This is a genomic window from Pseudomonas sp. BF-RE-22 (genome assembly GCF_019956155.1).
In the GTDB taxonomy this organism is placed as follows: Bacteria; Pseudomonadota; Gammaproteobacteria; order Pseudomonadales; family Pseudomonadaceae; genus Aquipseudomonas; species Aquipseudomonas migulae.
Genome location: NZ_JAHBDD010000055.1, coordinates 37,760 through 54,461, shown reverse-complemented (window position 1 = coordinate 54,461; position 16,702 = coordinate 37,760). Strand labels below are relative to the sequence as shown.

Annotated in this window: 14 protein-coding genes and 1 riboswitch; of the genes, 8 read left to right on the top strand and 6 right to left on the bottom strand. The window is 60.3% G+C overall.

Features of this window, described 5'->3' with window-relative positions:
• Nucleotides 1-99 precede the first annotated feature (99 nt).
• The gene (locus KGA82_RS22885) at nucleotides 100-1,269 is read left to right on the top strand and encodes an MFS transporter (RefSeq protein ID WP_008033308.1); all 1,170 of its coding nucleotides are present in this window, start codon (nucleotides 100-102) and stop codon (nucleotides 1,267-1,269) included.
• 133 nt (nucleotides 1,270-1,402) lie between these two features.
• Nucleotides 1,403-2,668, top strand: a complete 1,266-nt coding sequence (locus tag KGA82_RS22880) for a cation:proton antiporter (protein ID WP_207284864.1) — start codon at nucleotides 1,403-1,405, stop codon at nucleotides 2,666-2,668.
• On the opposite strand, the gene KGA82_RS22875 is transcribed toward KGA82_RS22880, so the two are convergent.
• Entirely contained in the window at nucleotides 2,669-3,550 is an 882-nt protein-coding gene (locus tag KGA82_RS22875; protein WP_223452595.1) for a formate/nitrite transporter family protein, read from the bottom strand.
• A 196-nt stretch (nucleotides 3,551-3,746) separates the two neighbouring features.
• Nucleotides 3,747-4,139 (bottom strand): acyl-CoA thioesterase, encoded by a 393-nt coding sequence (locus KGA82_RS22870; RefSeq protein ID WP_008033312.1) that lies wholly within the window; start codon nucleotides 4,137-4,139, stop codon nucleotides 3,747-3,749.
• Between the two features lie 198 nt (nucleotides 4,140-4,337).
• Nucleotides 4,338-4,436, top strand: a riboswitch (S-adenosyl-L-homocysteine riboswitch).
• A 23-nt stretch (nucleotides 4,437-4,459) separates the two neighbouring features.
• Between KGA82_RS22870 and ahcY the strand changes: the two genes are divergently transcribed.
• The 4 genes from ahcY (at nucleotide 4,460) to KGA82_RS22850 (ending at nucleotide 10,015) form a co-directional block, all read left to right on the top strand.
• Nucleotides 4,460-5,869 (top strand): adenosylhomocysteinase, encoded by a 1,410-nt coding sequence (ahcY, locus tag KGA82_RS22865; protein ID WP_008033313.1) that lies wholly within the window; start codon nucleotides 4,460-4,462, stop codon nucleotides 5,867-5,869.
• Nucleotides 5,870-6,060: 191 nt separating this feature from the next.
• Nucleotides 6,061-6,906: a methylenetetrahydrofolate reductase [NAD(P)H] gene (gene metF / locus KGA82_RS22860; protein WP_008045026.1), complete on the top strand. Its 846-nt coding sequence runs from the start codon at nucleotides 6,061-6,063 to the stop codon at nucleotides 6,904-6,906.
• A gap of 196 nt (nucleotides 6,907-7,102) precedes the next feature.
• Nucleotides 7,103-7,918, top strand: coding sequence for a substrate-binding periplasmic protein (locus KGA82_RS22855; RefSeq protein WP_223452594.1), 816 nt, complete (start codon nucleotides 7,103-7,105; stop codon nucleotides 7,916-7,918).
• A gap of 222 nt (nucleotides 7,919-8,140) precedes the next feature.
• Nucleotides 8,141-10,015, top strand: a complete 1,875-nt coding sequence (locus KGA82_RS22850; protein WP_223452593.1) for a DEAD/DEAH box helicase — start codon at nucleotides 8,141-8,143, stop codon at nucleotides 10,013-10,015.
• Between the two features lie 238 nt (nucleotides 10,016-10,253).
• Here KGA82_RS22850 and KGA82_RS22845 read toward each other — a convergent pair whose 3' ends face one another.
• The 3 genes from KGA82_RS22845 to KGA82_RS22835 form a co-directional block, all read right to left on the bottom strand.
• On the bottom strand, nucleotides 10,254-10,850 hold the full coding sequence (locus tag KGA82_RS22845) for a YceI family protein (RefSeq protein ID WP_008033318.1): 597 nt from the start codon (nucleotides 10,848-10,850) through the stop codon (nucleotides 10,254-10,256).
• Nucleotides 10,851-10,882: 32 nt separating this feature from the next.
• Nucleotides 10,883-11,434 carry a cytochrome b gene (locus tag KGA82_RS22840; RefSeq protein ID WP_008033319.1) on the bottom strand — a complete coding sequence of 184 codons (552 nt, stop codon included), beginning with the start codon at nucleotides 11,432-11,434 and terminating at the stop codon, nucleotides 10,883-10,885.
• 252 nt (nucleotides 11,435-11,686) lie between these two features.
• Entirely contained in the window at nucleotides 11,687-13,453 is a 1,767-nt protein-coding gene (locus tag KGA82_RS22835) for a flavin monoamine oxidase family protein (protein ID WP_223452592.1), read from the bottom strand.
• A gap of 223 nt (nucleotides 13,454-13,676) precedes the next feature.
• On the opposite strand from KGA82_RS22835, the gene KGA82_RS22830 reads away from it, so the two are divergent.
• Nucleotides 13,677-15,083, top strand: coding sequence for an adenosylmethionine--8-amino-7-oxononanoate transaminase (locus tag KGA82_RS22830; RefSeq protein WP_207284869.1), 1,407 nt, complete (start codon nucleotides 13,677-13,679; stop codon nucleotides 15,081-15,083).
• A gap of 140 nt (nucleotides 15,084-15,223) precedes the next feature.
• The gene (locus KGA82_RS22825) at nucleotides 15,224-15,943 is read left to right on the top strand and encodes a 16S rRNA (uracil(1498)-N(3))-methyltransferase (RefSeq protein WP_223452591.1); all 720 of its coding nucleotides are present in this window, start codon (nucleotides 15,224-15,226) and stop codon (nucleotides 15,941-15,943) included.
• A 113-nt stretch (nucleotides 15,944-16,056) separates the two neighbouring features.
• Here KGA82_RS22825 and trhA read toward each other — a convergent pair whose 3' ends face one another.
• Complete coding sequence (gene trhA / locus KGA82_RS22820) at nucleotides 16,057-16,674, bottom strand: PAQR family membrane homeostasis protein TrhA (RefSeq protein ID WP_223452590.1); 618 nt, start codon at nucleotides 16,672-16,674, stop codon at nucleotides 16,057-16,059.
• Nucleotides 16,675-16,702 lie beyond the last annotated feature (28 nt).

Here is a 16,702-nt window from a genome sequence, read left to right as displayed (position 1 = left end):
ATTCCAATAATTTCTGCCATGGCCCGCTCTCTTCGAGAACGGTCGTCGGCCTGCGTATGCCTGATCACAGCGTCAAGACTACCGACAGAGACCTTGCGCATGCCACTCGCCTTGCTTGCCCTCGCTGTTGCCGCGTTCGGCATCGGCACCACTGAATTCGTCATCATGGGCTTGCTGCCCGACGTCGCTCGCGACCTCGCCGTGAGCATTCCCCACGCCGGCCTGTTGATCACCGGTTACGCCCTGGGCGTGGTGTTCGGCGCGCCGATCCTCGCGGTCGGCACCGCCAATATGCCGCGCAAAGCCACCCTGCTGGGCATGACACTGATGTTCATCCTCGGCAACGTGCTGTGCGCGTTGGCGCCAAACTACGCCACGCTGATGGCCGCGCGAGTGGTTACCGCGTTGTGCCACGGGGCGTTCTTCGGCATCGGTTCGGTGGTCGCGGCCGGTCTGGTCGCGCCGAACAAACGGGCGCAGGCGATTGCCATGATGTTCACCGGCCTGACCCTGGCCAATGTGCTCGGTGTGCCATTGGGCACCGCGCTCGGCCAATACGCCGGTTGGCGTTCGACGTTCTGGGCGGTGTCGGTGATCGGGGTGATCGCCGCAATTGCGCAGTGGGTCTGGTTGCCGAAGGACATCGCCATGGACAAGGCCAACCTCGCCAGCGAGTTCAAGGTGCTGGGCAAGGTCAATGTGCTGCTGGCCTTGGGCATGAGCGTGCTGGCGTCGACCAGCCTGTTCAGCGTGTTCACCTACATCGCACCGATCCTGCAGGACATCACCGGGGTCAGCCCGCACGGCGTGACCATTATGCTGCTGTTGTTCGGCGTCGGTTTGACGGCGGGCAGCATGCTCGGCGGCCGCCTGGCCGACAGTCGCTTGCTGCCTTCACTGGTGGGCATGGCGTTGGCGGTGGTGGTCGTGCTGGCCGCGTTCACGCAGACCAGTCACTCGGTGATTCCGGCGGCGATCACGCTGGTGTTGTGGGGGATCTTTGCCTTCGCCCTGTGCCCGATTCTGCAACTGCTGATCATTGATCAGGCGCATGAAGCACCGAACCTCGGCTCAACGTTGAACCAGAGCGCCTTCAATCTCGGCAATGCGGCCGGCGCGTGGATTGGCGGGCTGGTGGTCGCCAGCGGCGCGGACCTGGCGGACTTGCCGTGGACTGGCGCGCTGGTCAGTGGCCTGACGGTACTGACAGCGCTTTTCTTCATTTACCTGCAACGTCGCGGTGCGGCTGCGGTCAATGTGTCCGCCTGAATAATTGCCTTCGCGGGCAAGCCTCGCTCCTACAGGATCGCGCAGATCCCGTAGGAGCGAGGCTTGCCCGCGAAGAAGCCGACTCGGTGCACCTACCTGAAAACCAATCTTTCCCCTCATCCAAGGACCCCGGATGCTTGAACTTGTCGCTGCGTTTATCTGCCTCACTTCCCTGCTCACCTACGTGAATTTCCGCTTCATCGGCCTGCCCCCGACCATCGGCGTCATGGTCACCGCGCTGATGTTTTCCCTGCTGTTGCAGGGCCTGAGTTTCCTCGGTTACCCCGGCCTCGAAGAGCGTGTGCAACAGCTCATCGGCCAGATCGACTTCGGTGATCTGCTGATGAACTGGATGCTGTCCTTTCTGCTGTTCGCCGGCGCGCTGCACGTCAATCTCAATGACCTGCGTAGCTATCGCTGGCCCATCGGCCTGCTCGCAACATTTGGTGTATTGATCGCCACCGCTGTGATCGGCAGCCTCGCGTATTACATCTTTGCCCTGTTCGGCTGGCATGTGAGCTTTCTGTACTGCCTGCTGTTCGGCGCGCTGATTTCCCCGACCGACCCCATCGCGGTGCTCGGCGTGCTGCGGACCGCCAACGCGTCCAAACCGCTGAAAACCACGATTGTCGGCGAATCGCTGTTCAACGATGGCACCGCGGTAGTGGTGTTCACCGTGCTGCTGGGTATCGCGCAACTCGGTGAAACCCCAACCGTAGGCGCCACGGCCCTGCTGTTCGCGCACGAAGCAATTGGCGGCGTGCTGTTTGGTGGGCTGATCGGCTACCTGGTGTACCTGATGATCAAGAGCATCGAGCAGCATCAGATCGAAGTCATGCTGACCCTGGCACTGGTGATCGGCGGCTCGGCCATGGCGTCGGAGCTGCATGTTTCCGCACCGATCGCGATGGTGGTCGCCGGCCTGATCATCGGCAATCTGGGGCGCAACCTGGCGATGAACGACATGACCCGAAAGTACCTGGACGGTTTCTGGGAGCTGCTCGACGACATGCTCAACGCCCTGCTGTTTGCCCTGATCGGCATGGAGCTGTTGCTGCTGCCGTTCAACTGGCTGCACGTGCTGGCGGCAAGTTTGCTGGCCCTGGCCATTCTGCTCTCGCGCCTGTTGACCGTGGCACCGGCCATCCTCCTGCTGCGACGCTGGCGCACAGTGCCGCGCGGGACGATCCGGATTCTGACCTGGGGTGGTTTGCGCGGTGGTGTTTCGGTAGCGCTCGCCCTGGCGCTGCCATTGGGCCCGGAGCGTGATTTGCTGCTGAGCATCACCTACATCGTGGTGTTGTCGTCGATCCTGTTGCAGGGCTTGAGCATCGGCAAACTGGTCAAGCACGTGACCCGGGATGAGCCTGCGCCAGCGGCACAGGCCGGGCATCACTGATTATTTTTTGACCTGCTGCGGGTCGGGTTGCCGATCCGCAGATTGCTTCGGCGGCCCGCTTTCGCTGCGAATCTGCGCATGGCTCAACAGCGCAAAGATAAAGCTGCCACCGATGATGTTCCCCGCCAGCGTGGGACCTGCGAACACCAGCCAGAAATCCTTCCACGGCAACTCGCCGGCAAACACCAGATACGACACCTCGGCCGAACCGACGACGATGTGGGTGAAATCCCCCAGCGCCATGAGGTAGGTGATGAGGATAATGATCCACATCTTGGCGCTCTCCATGGACGGGATCATCCAGACCATGGTGGCGATCATCCAGCCCGACACAATGCCTTTGGCGAACATCTTGCTCGCGTCGTTCTCCATGACCTTGCGCCCGATATCGAGGAAGGCCAGGTCGGTCCTGGTGTCGAAAATCGGCAGGTGCAACATCACATACGCGACCAGCAAGGTGCCGCAAAGGTTGCCCACCAGCACCACCGACCACAGCCGCAACAACCGGCCGAAATTGTTCAGGGTGGGTTTGGTCATGACCGGCAGCACCGCCGTCAGGGTGTTCTCGGTGAACAATTGCTGGCGGGCGAGGATGACCGCAAGGAACCCGGCGCAGTAACCGAAACTGGCGATCACCTTGAAGTGTTCGCCGTCCGGCAGACGCGAGTTGAGCAACCCCATGGCCATCAGCGACAGGCCCATGGTCAGGCCGGCGGCGAGCGCCGACCACCATAGCGCGGCGACGCTGCGTTCGAGTTCCTGATCGCCCTGGGTGCGGATGATTTCGTGCAATACAGCCGCACGTGGCGGCTGGCTTTTTTCGACGTCGTGCCGTTCTTCAGCCGAGAGGTTCGGGGTCTTGCCGTCTTTTTGCGCGTCCATAGAGCTCCGGAACCGGTGGCGTGTCATGTAGGTACGACACGCGGGGTTCGGCGCTTGTTCAGTGGCCCCACAAATGAAACCGCATTCTGTAGGAGCCGGCTTGCTGCGGGCGGCGTTCCGACGATGGGGTCGACTCGGCTTCTGCGCTGTCGCTGATTACGCTATCGCCAGCAAGCCGGCTCCTACGGAACTCGCATTACTCGTCCTTGAACTGGTCTTTGACGTATTTGATCTCGGTCCGGCCGTGTGGGGCGGGCAGGCCGTCTTCACCCAGGTTGACGAAGACCATCTTCTCCACCGTCAGGATGCTTTTGCGGGTGATCTTGTTGCGCACTTCGCAGGTCAGGGTGATCGAGGTGCGGCCGAACTCGGTGGCGGTGATGCCCAGTTCGATGATGTCGCCCTGGCGCGAGGCGCTGACGAAGTTGATTTCGGAAATGTACTTGGTCACCACGCGCTGATTGCCCAACTGGACGATGGCGTAGATCGCCGCTTCTTCGTCGATCCAGCGCAACAGACTGCCGCCGAACAGCGTGCCGTTGGGGTTGAGGTCTTCGGGTTTTACCCATTTGCGGGTGTGGAAATTCATATTCACTCCTGAGCGTCTTGCCGAATGATGGGTGCCATCATGGCAGAGCCCGGACTAGAGCTCTATTAAGCATCGTCTATGGTCACGATTACCGTTCGGACATTGACCGACAGAAACGCTTTGGAAGATCAGCATAGCCCGCTATAATCGCCCCCGTTTCAAAACGGTAACGTTCCATTGATACCGTTTTCCCGCCACCTGTCCGAGGGGCGCTGCAGCAGGTTCAACCTGTCAGGCTCGGATGGGGCGTTGACTGGCCACGGCCAGACACTAAACGCACAACGGCGCCCATTCGCATACATTACGAATGGAGGCTCTTCATGAGCGCTGTTATCACGCCTGCAGATTTTAACGATTACAAAGTCGCCGACATGTCCCTGGCTGCCTGGGGCCGTCGCGAAACCATCATCGCTGAATCCGAAATGCCAGCCCTGATGGGTCTGCGCCGCAAGTACGTCGGTGAGCAGCCGCTCAAAGGCGCCAAGATTCTCGGCTGCATCCACATGACCATTCAGACTGCCGTGCTGATCGAAACCCTGGTTGCCCTGGGTGCCGAAGTTCGCTGGTCGTCCTGCAACATTTTCTCGACTCAGGATCAGGCCGCTGCTGCTATCGCCGCTGCTGGCATCCCGGTTTTCGCCTGGAAAGGCGAGACTGAAGAAGAGTACGAGTGGTGCCTGGAGCAAACCATCCTGAAAGATGGCGCGCCATGGGATGCCAACATGATCCTCGACGACGGCGGCGACCTGACCCAGCTGCTGCACGACAAGTACCCACAGGTTCTGGATCGCGTTCACGGCGTGACCGAAGAAACCACCACCGGCGTTCACCGCCTGCTGGACATGCTGGCCAAGGGCGAGCTGAAAATCCCGGCCATCAACGTCAACGACTCGGTGACCAAGAGCAAGAACGACAACAAGTACGGCTGCCGTCACAGCCTGAACGACGCGATCAAGCGCGGCACCGACCACCTGCTGTCCGGCAAGCAAGCGCTGGTCATCGGTTACGGCGACGTGGGCAAGGGCTCCGCTCAGTCCCTGCGTCAGGAAGGCATGATCGTTAAAGTCTCCGAAGTCGACCCGATCTGCGCCATGCAAGCCTGCATGGACGGTTTCGAACTGGTTTCGCCGTTCATCGACGGTATCAACACCGGTACCGAAGCAAGCATCGACAAAGCGCTGCTGGGCAAGATCGACCTGATCGTGACCACCACCGGTAACGTCAATGTTTGCGACTCGAACATGCTCAAAGCCCTGAAGAAGCGCGCTGTTGTCTGCAACATCGGCCACTTCGACAACGAAATCGACACCGCTTTCATGCGCAAGAACTGGGCATGGGAAGAAGTGAAGCCACAGGTTCACAAAATCCACCGTACCGGTCCTGGCGCATTCGATGCCCAGAACGACGACTACCTGATCCTGCTGGCCGAAGGCCGTCTGGTTAACCTGGGTAACGCCACCGGTCACCCAAGCCGCATCATGGACGGTTCGTTCGCCAACCAGGTTCTGGCGCAGATCTTCCTGTTCGGCCAGAAGTACGCCGACCTGTCGCCAGCCCAGAAAGCCGAGCGCCTGACTGTTGAAGTACTGCCGAAGAAACTCGACGAAGAAGTGGCCCTGGAAATGGTCCGCGGTTTCGGCGGCGTCGTGACTCAACTGACCAAGACCCAGGCCGACTACATCGGCGTGACTGTCGAAGGTCCGTTCAAGCCGCACGCTTACCGCTACTGATTCGACCTGCTGTCCGCTCCCCATGGGAGCGGACTTAAGCAGAAACCACGCTCCCCTGTAGGAGCGAAGCTTGCTCGCGAAAGCATCACCGCGTTGTTTCTGAAGCACCGTGTTGTTGCTTTCGCGAGCAAGCTTCGCTCCTACAGTAAACGTGGCGACTGCAAGGCTTACGCGTTTCCAAGGATATGACCATGTCCCAAGACCGTCGCTACAGCTTCGAGTTCTTCCCTACGAAGACCGACGCTGGGCATGAAAAGCTGCTCGCCACTGCTCGTCAGCTGGCCACGTACAACCCCGATTTCTTCTCCTGCACCTATGGCGCTGGCGGTTCGACCCGTGATCGAACCCTCAACACCGTGTTGCAGCTCGAAAGCGAAGTCAAAGTCCCTGCCGCACCGCATCTGTCCTGCGTAGGCGACAGCAAGGACGACTTGCGCGGCCTGCTGGCGCAATACAAGGCCGCCGGCATCAAGCGTATCGTTGCCCTGCGCGGTGACCTGCCTTCGGGCATGGGCATGGCCAGCGGCGAAATGCGCCACGCCAACGACCTGGTCCAATTCATTCGTGAAGAGACCGGTGATCATTTCCACATCGAAGTCGCCGCCTACCCGGAGATGCATCCGCAAGCGCGCAATTTCGAAGACGATCTGACCAATTTCGTGCGCAAAGCCAACGCTGGCGCCGACAGCGCGATCACCCAGTACTTCTTCAACGCCGACAGCTACTTCTACTTCGTCGAGCGTGTACGGGCGATGGGCGTGAACATCCCGATCGTGCCGGGCATCATGCCGATCACCAACTACAGCAAGCTGGCGCGCTTCTCCGATGCCTGCGGTGCGGAAATCCCGCGCTGGATCCGCAAGCAACTGGAAGCCTACGGCGACGACACCCAGAGCATTCAAGGCTTTGGTGAACAAGTCATCACCGAAATGTGCGAACGCCTGCTGCAAGGTGGCGCGCCAGGGCTGCACTTCTACACACTGAACCAGGCTGAAGCGAGTCTGGCGGTGTGGAACAACCTGAAGTTGCCGCGCTGATAAACGTTTAAAGCAAGATCAAAAGATCGCAGCCTTCGGCCACTCCTACATTCGGGCATGTTTAATCCCTGTAGGAGCGGTCGAAGGCTGCGATTTTTTGCTTTCTACGTACTTTTATTGTGATGCAACACACGGAGATAGAGCATCTGCAGTCGGTTTCTGGCTCTTTCCCGTTTCTCGTCGTAATCTCAAGCCCATGCCTTTGATCCCACAGTTAATTGCCGTGCTGGTTTTCACTTGCCTGAGCTTCGCCGCTCGGGGCGAGAAGCTACGCATTGTCACTGAACCGTGGGCGCCTTATGTCTACGAGGAAAATGGCAAATCACTGGGCCTGGACTACGAAACCACGGCCATCGTCTTCAAGCGCCTGGGGATCGAAGTCGAGTGGCAGTTCCTGCCGTGGAAACGCTGCCTGTCGATGCTTGAAACCGGCCAGGCCGATGGCGCGCTGGACATTTTTCACAGCGACGAGCGCGAGGCGACCCTGCTCTACCCCAGCGAACCGCTCTCGGAAGTCCAGTTCGTGCTGTTCTACGCCAACGAACGCCCGCATCCATTTAGCACCCTCGACGACCTGAAAGGCCTGACGATAGGCACCTCGCCGGGTTATCTGTACAGCCCGGACTTCCGTGAATCGACGCTGTTCACGCGCGAACCGGCGCCCACCCATGAAGCCAACTTCGGCAAACTGGTGCGCGGCAGGATCGACCTGCTGATCACCGACCGCCGGGTGGGCCAGCATTTGCTCGACGAATTGAATATCCGCGACCAGATCAGCGAAAACCCGACCGTCATCAGCCAGCAGAGCCAGTTTCTGGCGGTGCGCCGCAACGCGGGCATGGATTTGCTGGTGCAGCGTTTCGGCGCCGAGCTCAAACGATTCAAGCGTGAACCCGCGTACGCCGAACTCAGCGCCCGTTATGGCGCCGATCCGGCTACCAGCACGAAAACTGCCGGGGCCACCGCTGCCCGCGAAAAAACCGTTGAGCAGCAGGAAAGCGGCGCGCAGTGATTGCTCTGTTATACTCCGGCCTTCCCGCCAGGCTCACGCCCGGACGCTCGGACTTGTTCAAGGCATCTCGACCCCGCTACAGCGCAGCTTTTCAGCCCGCGCGAGCGCTCCAGACGAGCCTTCGAGGCCCAGCAGGACCGGACGGGATTGCGTCCTCTTAAACGCCATTCGCGCCAGGCAAGACTCCCATTGGGCCAAGCCCTAACTAAAACAGGATTACTCATGTCCTTTGCTTCCCTCGGTCTCTCCGAGGCTTTAGTCCGCGCCATCGAGGCAGCGGGCTATACCGAGCCTACTCCGGTGCAACAGCGGGCCATTCCCGCCGTGTTGCAAGGTCGCGACCTGATGGTTGCGGCTCAGACAGGTACTGGCAAAACCGGTGGCTTCGCCCTTCCGATCCTGGAGCGGTTGTTCCCTAACGGTCACCCGGACAAATCCCAGCGTCACGGCCCGCGCCAACCGCGCGTACTGGTCCTGACCCCTACCCGCGAACTCGCGGCTCAGGTACACGAGAGCTTCAAGGTCTATGCCCGTGACCTGAAGTTCGTCAGCGCCTGCATCTTCGGCGGCGTCGGCATGAACCCACAGGTTCAGGCCATGTCCCGTGGCGTTGACGTGCTGGTGGCCTGCCCTGGCCGCCTGCTCGACCTCGCCGGCCAAGGCAGCGTCGATTTGTCACACGTGGAAATCCTCGTGCTGGACGAAGCCGACCGCATGCTCGACATGGGCTTTGTCCATGACGTGAAGAAGGTCCTGGCCCGCCTCCCGGCCAAGCGTCAGAACCTGCTGTTCTCGGCGACGTTCTCCAAGGACATCACCGACCTCGCCGGCAAGCTGCTGCACAACCCGGAACGCATCGAAGTGACGCCGCCGAACACCACGGTCGAGCGTATCGAGCAACGGGTTTTCCGCCTGCCAGCCAACCACAAGCGTTCGCTGCTGGCGCACCTGATCACCGCGGGCGCCTGGGAACAGGTGCTGGTGTTCACTCGCACCAAGCACGGTGCCAACCGCCTGGCCGAATACCTGGATAAACATGGCCTCAGCGCTGTCGCCATCCACGGTAACAAGAGCCAGAACGCGCGCACCAAAGCCTTGGCCGACTTCAAGGCCGGCGAAGTGCGCATCCTGGTCGCTACCGACATCGCCGCGCGCGGCCTCGACATCGACCAGTTGCCACACGTGGTCAACTTCGAACTGCCGAACGTCGACGAAGATTACGTGCACCGTATCGGCCGTACTGGCCGTGCCGGTCGTTCGGGCGAGGCGATCTCGCTGGTGGCTCCGGACGAAGAAAAACTGCTGAAAAGCATCGAACGCATGACCAAGCAGAAAATCGCCGACGGCGACCTGATGGGCTTCGATTCCAGCGCCGTGGAAGCCGAGAAACCGGAAGTGCGCGAGCGTCCGGACGTGCGTAACCCGCGCAACCCACGTGGCCCGCGCGGCGACGGTCCGAACGGCAGCGGCGGTGGCGGCGGTCGTAAAGACAAGGGCAAGGACAAGGGCGGCAAGGAAAAACCGGCTGCCAGCGGCCGTGGCGAGCGCCCGGCACGTGAGCAGAAACCACGCGAAGGCACGCCTGCCCGCGAGCAACAGCGCCCGGCGCCACGCGCTGCCGCTGATCGCGCTCCGGACGAGTTCCTGGACGACGATATCGATAACTTCGGTAACCGCGTCGACTACGTGCCTCAAGCCAAACCGGCCCAGGGCCGTGGCCGCCGTCCGGGTGCTCCGGCACAAGGCACGGCCGCTGGCGCAGGTGCTCCACGCACCGGCGGCAAGCCTCAGGGTCGCCAAAGCGGTCCACGCAGCAGCGACGGCGCCACCACTGGCACGCCGCCAGCCAAGCGCAGCGGTCCACGCAACGGTGCGCCACGTGACGGTCAGGCCCGTCGCGAAGAAGGCCGCAACCGTCGCCCGGCACGTGACGATCAGTCACGCTCGGAACCGGCCGTGCAGAACCCGCGCGGCCCGGCTCCGAAGATCATTCACAAGGAGTCGAAAACCGATCGTTTCCCGACACCTGAACAGCTTGATCAATTGCCAGGCCGTCCGCGCGGTGAAAAACCGGCGTTGCTGACTCGCAACCGCTGAGTTTTACCCGGCCATAAAAAATGCCCCTGATCTCACGATCCGGGGCATTTTTTTCTGCTCTTCGTAGGAGCGAGGCTTGCCCGCGAAGGGGTTAACCGGATTTCTGTGGTGAGGCCGCTGGCGCTTTCGCGGGCAAGCCTCGCTCCTACAGGATTCGTGGTGCGACGCAGATTACGCTTGGCAATAAAAAACGCCCTCGATCGCGAGATCGGGGGCGTTTTTGTGTCAGGCGCGAAAATTACTTCGCTTTGACACCTTCAAACGTCACGTACAGTTCAACCGCGTCGGACGCTGGGCCCAGGTCTTTCTGCTTGCCGAAATCGGAACGCTTGAGGTTGGTGGTGCCTTCGAAGCCGGCACGGTAGCCGCCCCATGGATCCTTGCCTTCACCCAGGAAAGTCGCCTTGACCACGACTGGCTTGGTCACGCCAGCGATGGTCAGATCACCCGCCACGTCCGCAGTGTCTTTGCCAGCGGCGTTTTTGCCGGTGGATTTGACGCTGGTGGAAACGAAGGTGGCTTTAGCGAATTTGCTCGCGTTCAGGAAATCACCGCTGGCGATGTGCTTGTCACGTTCGGCGTTGTTGGTGAAGACGCTGGCGGTGTTCACATTGAACTCGATCTTGGCGTCTTCAGGCTTGGCAGCGTCGAAGCTGAACTTGCCATCGATATCCTTGAAGGTACCGGTGATGAAGCTGTAGCCCAGGTGGCTGATCTTGAAGTCAACGAAGGCGTGCTGGCCTTCCTTGTCGACGACATAATCAGCGGCCATTACGTTACCGGCGGACAGCAGAGCGGAACCGATTGCCAGAGCGGCGAGGGTCTTTTTCAACATGCTTTCTATTCCTTTGGAGTCGAGGTTGAACTTCAGGCTTTGCGACCCAGCATTCGAGTAAGGGTCGCATCACGATCGATAAAGTGGTGCTTCAATGCTGCCAACGCATGGAGACCGGAAAAAATTACCAGCACCCATGCCAGATACAGATGAATCTCACCGGCGGTGTCTGCCTGGTCCGGTAGTCCGGAAACCAGTGCAGGAACTTCGAACAGGCCAAACACCGGAATCCCGACACCATCTGCGGTGGAAATCAGGTAACCGGCAATCATCACAGCAAACAGACCCAGGTACAGGAACGAATGGCCAAACTTCGCGCCCATGCGCGTCAGCCGGCCATAGCTTTCCAGCGTTGGCGGTGGTGGGCTGATAAAGCGCCACAGCACCCGAAGCACCATCACGGCCAGCAACACCAGGCCAATGCTCTTGTGCAGCTCCGGCGCATCTTTGCGCCAGGTGCTGTAGTAGTCGAGATCGACCATCCACAGGCCCAGTGCAAACAGACCGAAGACCGCCAGCGCCACGCCCCAGTGCATGAAGATGCTGACCCAACCGTAGCGGGAAGAAGAGTTACGTAGCTGCATGCCCAAATCCTGTGAGAATTGCGACCAAGACTATCGAGTTATCTATCGAATTAAAGCGGAAAATTTCGCTTTGAAATATCGAGAAATACGATCAAGAGTCTGAAATCGGTGAGTTAAGGAAAGATTAACGACCAATGTGTGAAAAAAAATGACGTCCAGATCAAGAACACCAATGCCATGAGATTTATTCAATTCTTTTCTTCAGGCATAAAAAAACGCGGCATTTGCGCCGCGTTTCTTTAATCCAGACGCTTACTGCGCTTTGGTATCGGCTACCGGGGTCGCAGCAGGTTTGGCTGCTGGTTTCTTCGCCGCTTCAGCTTTCTTTGCCGCCGGTTTGACCGGAGCTTTTTTGGTTTCGGCAGCAGGCTTTTTCGCCGGCGCCTTGGCCGCAGCCTTCTTGGCCGGCTCGGCTTTCACCGGGGCGGCAGGTTTCGGCGCTTCCACTGGCGCAGGGACCGGAGCTGCTACTGGAGCCGGTGCCGGGGCTGGCGGTGTGACGGGCTCTGGCGCTTTCACGGGTTCCGGCTTCTTGTCGTCGTCCGAGGAACCACCGAACAGGTTGCTGAAGAAGTTGCCTTTCTTCGCCGCCACTGCGCCGGCTGCTGCAGCAGTCGCTGCCGGAACAACCTTCGCCGGTTCAAACGACTTGCCGGCCGCCAGGTCTTCAACCTGACCGGCTGCACGCTGACCAGTGCGCAACGCACCTTCCAGAGTGCCCGGGTACAAGGTGTCGGTGTGTTCGCCAGCAAACGCTACGCGTTGCAGCGGACGTTCCCACAGGCGCCAGAACTTGCTGATCTGGCCCGGACCGAAGGCCAGGTAAGCGCCGCCCATTGACGGGTCGGTGCTGTAGCGACGGATTTCATAACCGGTGAACGAACCGCGCGCCTGTGGATAAAACGTGTGCAAGCGAATCAGCACCTGATCGGCCATCTGCTTGTCGCCGAAGGCCTGCATCACTCGTGCGTTGTCGCCGGACAGGTTGATCACCACGTTGGCGCCACCCTTCAGCGCCGGCTCGACCCACAACATGCCCAGGCCGGTGTTGCTGTAGATCTCGCCGGACATGCGCGCCTTGCTTTCCCAGACCGGCGTCTTGAACTTCAGCATGATCTGGTCGCGCCAACCGTAGTTGGTGCCTTTGATCGCGCCCATGTGTTGGGCATCCAGCGCCGGGGTCATCACGATTTTGTTGAGGGCGCGCAACGGCACCGCGACCACGACGTAGTCAGCCTGATAGCCGACGCTGCCGACCTTGACGGTCACGCCGTCCTTGTCCTGGGTGATGGACGAGACCGGGGAACTGGTCTTGATGGTTTTCAGCTGTTTGACGAAGGCTTGTGCCAGCACCGGGCTGCCGCCCAGCAGGCGCGAAGCGCGCAGGTCACGGTCGGACACGCCACGGTAAACCCGGCTCTGTTGTGCGTAGTACAGCAACGACAGGCGCGAAGGTTCGTCATAACGGGTACGGATTTGCTGATTGATCAATTGGCGAGCCGTGGCTGGCAACGTCAAACGGTCGAGCCAGTTGGAGACGTTGATCTGATCCAGGGCATGCAACGCGCTGGTCGCGGCAGGGTTCAGCGGGTCTTCGATCGAGCGCGCCAGGTCGTCCAGGGTCTTCTCGTAACGCTTGAGCGCGTCAGCGGTGGCCGGCTCTTTGGCGGCCAGGTCAGCGGCGGTGTAATACACGCCGTCGATCAGGTAGCTCGGCGTGCGCACGAATTCAGGGGCCGGCGTGGTGCTCAGCTTGAAGGTCGATACGTACTTGTTCAAAACCGGTTGGGTCTTGTCGTTGCCGATCCATTCGCTGGTGGCCATGCCGGAACGACCGCCCAGGCTCGGCTTGGCTTCCAGCAGGGTCACCTGCCAGCCTTTGTTCTGCAGTTCGTACGCCGCCGTCAGGCCCGAGAGCCCGCCGCCGATCACGATCGCCGTTTTATCCTTGGCCAGCGCAGACACGCTGAACAGCCCCAACATCACCAGCGCACAGGCGCGCAGCCAACCAGCAGACATTCAGCGAACTCCGGAAATACACGTAGAAAAAAGCGGTTTTGCGAGTCAGACGACTCAAAGAACCGCGAAGAATACGTCAGCCATCAAAGGCCCGCCAGCGACGTCTATCGCCCTATACAAAGTAGCTCATTCGACACAATGGGTTGTCCCGATGCCACGCATTGCATAGGCTTGCGCGATTGTATGTCCGCGCCTGTCGCGGACCGCCTCGAGGAGACTGGAAATGGGCCTGAATAATCAGTGGATGCAACGCGATCTCGCCGTGTTGTGGCATCCCTGCACCCAGATGAAAGACCACGAACAGCTGCCGCTGATCCCGATCAAGCGCGGTGAAGGCGTGTGGCTGGAAGACTTCGAAGGCAAACGCTACCTCGACGCCGTCAGCTCCTGGTGGGTGAACGTGTTCGGCCACGCCAACCCGCGCATCAACCAGCGCATCAAGGATCAGGTCGATCAGCTGGAACACGTGATCCTCGCCGGTTTCAGCCATCAGCCGGTGATCGAGTTGTCCGAGCGTCTGGTGAAGATGACGCCGGAAGGCCTGACCCGATGCTTCTACGCCGATAACGGTTCGTCCTGCATCGAAGTCGCGCTGAAAATGAGCTTTCACTACTGGCTGAACCGCGGCCAGCCGAACAAGAAGCGCTTCGTCACCCTGACCAACAGCTACCACGGCGAAACCATGGCGGCGATGTCGGTGGGCGATGTGCCGCTGTTCACCGAAACCTACAAGGCGTTGCTGCTGGACACCATCAAGGTGCCGAGCCCCGATTGTTACCTGCGCCCTGAAGGCATGGGCTGGGAAGAACACTCGCGGAACATGTTTGCCGCGATGGAACAGACCCTGGCCGAAAATCACGACACCGTCGCGGCGGTGATCGTCGAGCCGCTGATCCAGGGCGCCGGCGGCATGCGCATGTATCACCCGGTTTACCTGAAACTGCTGCGCGAAGCCTGCGACCGTTATGGCGTGCACCTGATCCACGACGAAATCGCCGTCGGCTTCGGCCGCACCGGAACGATGTTCGCCTGCGAACAGGCCGGCATCCGCCCGGATTTCCTCTGCCTGTCCAAGGCCCTGACCGGCGGTTACCTGCCGCTGGCGGCGTGTGTGACGACGGAAGATGTCTACAGCGCGTTCTACGACGACTACCCGACCTTGCGCGCGTTCCTGCATTCGCACAGCTACACCGGCAATCCGCTGGCGTGCGCGGCAGCCTTGGCGACGCTGGATATCTTCGAAGAAGACAACGTGATCGAGAACAACAAGGCGCTGGCCCAGCGCATGGCCTCCTCCACCGCGCACCTGGCCGATCATCCGAACGTCTCGGAAGTGCGTCAGACCGGTATGGTGCTGGCCATCGAGATGGTCAAGGACAAGGCGACCAAAGAAGCTTATCCGTGGCAGGAACGTCGTGGCTTGAAGGTGTTCCAGCACGCGCTGGAACGCGGTGCTTTACTTCGACCGCTGGGCAGCGTGGTGTATTTCCTGCCGCCGTACGTGATCACCCCGGAGCAGATCGACTTTCTGGCGCAAGTGGCCAGTGAAGGGATCGACATTGCGACACGCAACAGTGTGAGCGTGTCGGTGCCGCAGGATTTCCACCCCGGTTTCCGTGATCCGGGTTGATTGATCACACACAGCGATCAATGTGGGAGCGAGCCTGCTCGCGATACAGACGCCGAGGTCTTTCTGATCATCCTCGGTGATGCTATCGCGAGCAGGCTCGCTCCCACAAAGACGACCAACACCTTTTTCAGAGAACCCGCATGAGACTGTCCCGCTTCTTTATCGACGCCCCCCTGAGCACTGGCGAGCACGAGTTGCCCGAGGCCCAGGCCCATTACATCAGCCGCGTGCTGCGCATGGCCGAGGGTGATGCGTTGCAACTGTTCGACGGTTCGGGTCATGAGTTTCGCGCGAAGCTGGTCGAGGTCGGCAAGAAGCGCGTCGTGGTGCAGATCGACGAAAGCTTCGCCGGGCCAATCGAATCGCCGCTGCAGATCCATCTCGGCCAGGGCCTGTCCCGTGGCGAGCGGATGGACTGGGCGATTCAGAAAGCCACCGAACTGGGCGTGACCGAAATCACCCCGATCTTCAGCGACCGCTGTGAAGTCCGCTTGAAGGACGAGCGCGCCGACAAACGCCTGATGCACTGGCGCCAGGTGGCAATCAGCGCGTGCGAGCAATGCGGGCGTTCACGGGTGCCGGTGATTCACCCGCCGATGTTGTTGGCGGACTGGTTGAAGCAGACTGAGGCGGAGTTGAAGCTGGTGCTGCATCCGGTGGCTGAGCCGTTGGTGAGTCATGCCAAACCTTCAAGTCTGGCATTCCTGATCGGTCCGGAGGGAGGTTTGTCCGATGCCGAAGTCGATCAGGCCAAGGCCAGCGGCTTCCAGGCCGCCCGCCTCGGCCCGCGGGTGTTGCGCACCGAGACTGCGCCAGTGGTTGCACTGGCGGTTGCCCAGCAACTTTGGGGTGATTTCTAGGCCGCCATCGCTAGCAGGCTAGCTCCCACATTGAATTTTGGGTGTTCACCAGTTTCATGTTCACTGGAGATTTCTGTGGGAGCTAGCCTGCTAGCGATTGGCCGCGACGCGGTTTACAGGACGTAAAACATAATCGCCACAAAGTGCAGCAAACTCCCCGCGATCACGAACAAATGCCAGATCCCGTGCGCATGCCGCAACCGATGATCCAGTGCAAAAAAGATAATCCCCACGGTGTACAAAATCCCGCCCGAGGCCAGCCAGGTAAACCCGGCCGTGCCCAGCGCCGCCAATAGCGGCTTGACCGCCACCAGCACGATCCAGCCCATCACCGCGTAAATCACGATCGACAGGATCCGCGCTTCCGAACGCGGCTTGATCTCCTGAAGGATGCCGATCAACGCCAGCCCCCAGACAATCCCGAACAACGTCCAGCCCCACGGCCCGCGCAGAGTCACCAGACAAAACGGTGTGTAGCTGCCGGCAATCAACAGGTAGATCGAAAAGTGATCGACCTTCTGCATGATCGCTTTCTTGCGCCCGCGCACGCTGTGGTAAACGGTCGATGCGCTGTAGAGCACCATCAACGTGAATCCGTAAATTGCCACGCTGACGATCTTCCACGGGCTGCCGTCCATGCCGGCAATTACCAGCATCCACACCACCCCAACCGTCGCCGCCACCGCCCCGACCAGATGCGTCCAGGCGTTCAATCTTTCCCCGTGGTACATGTGTTGCTCACCTCACAATCCAATGCAG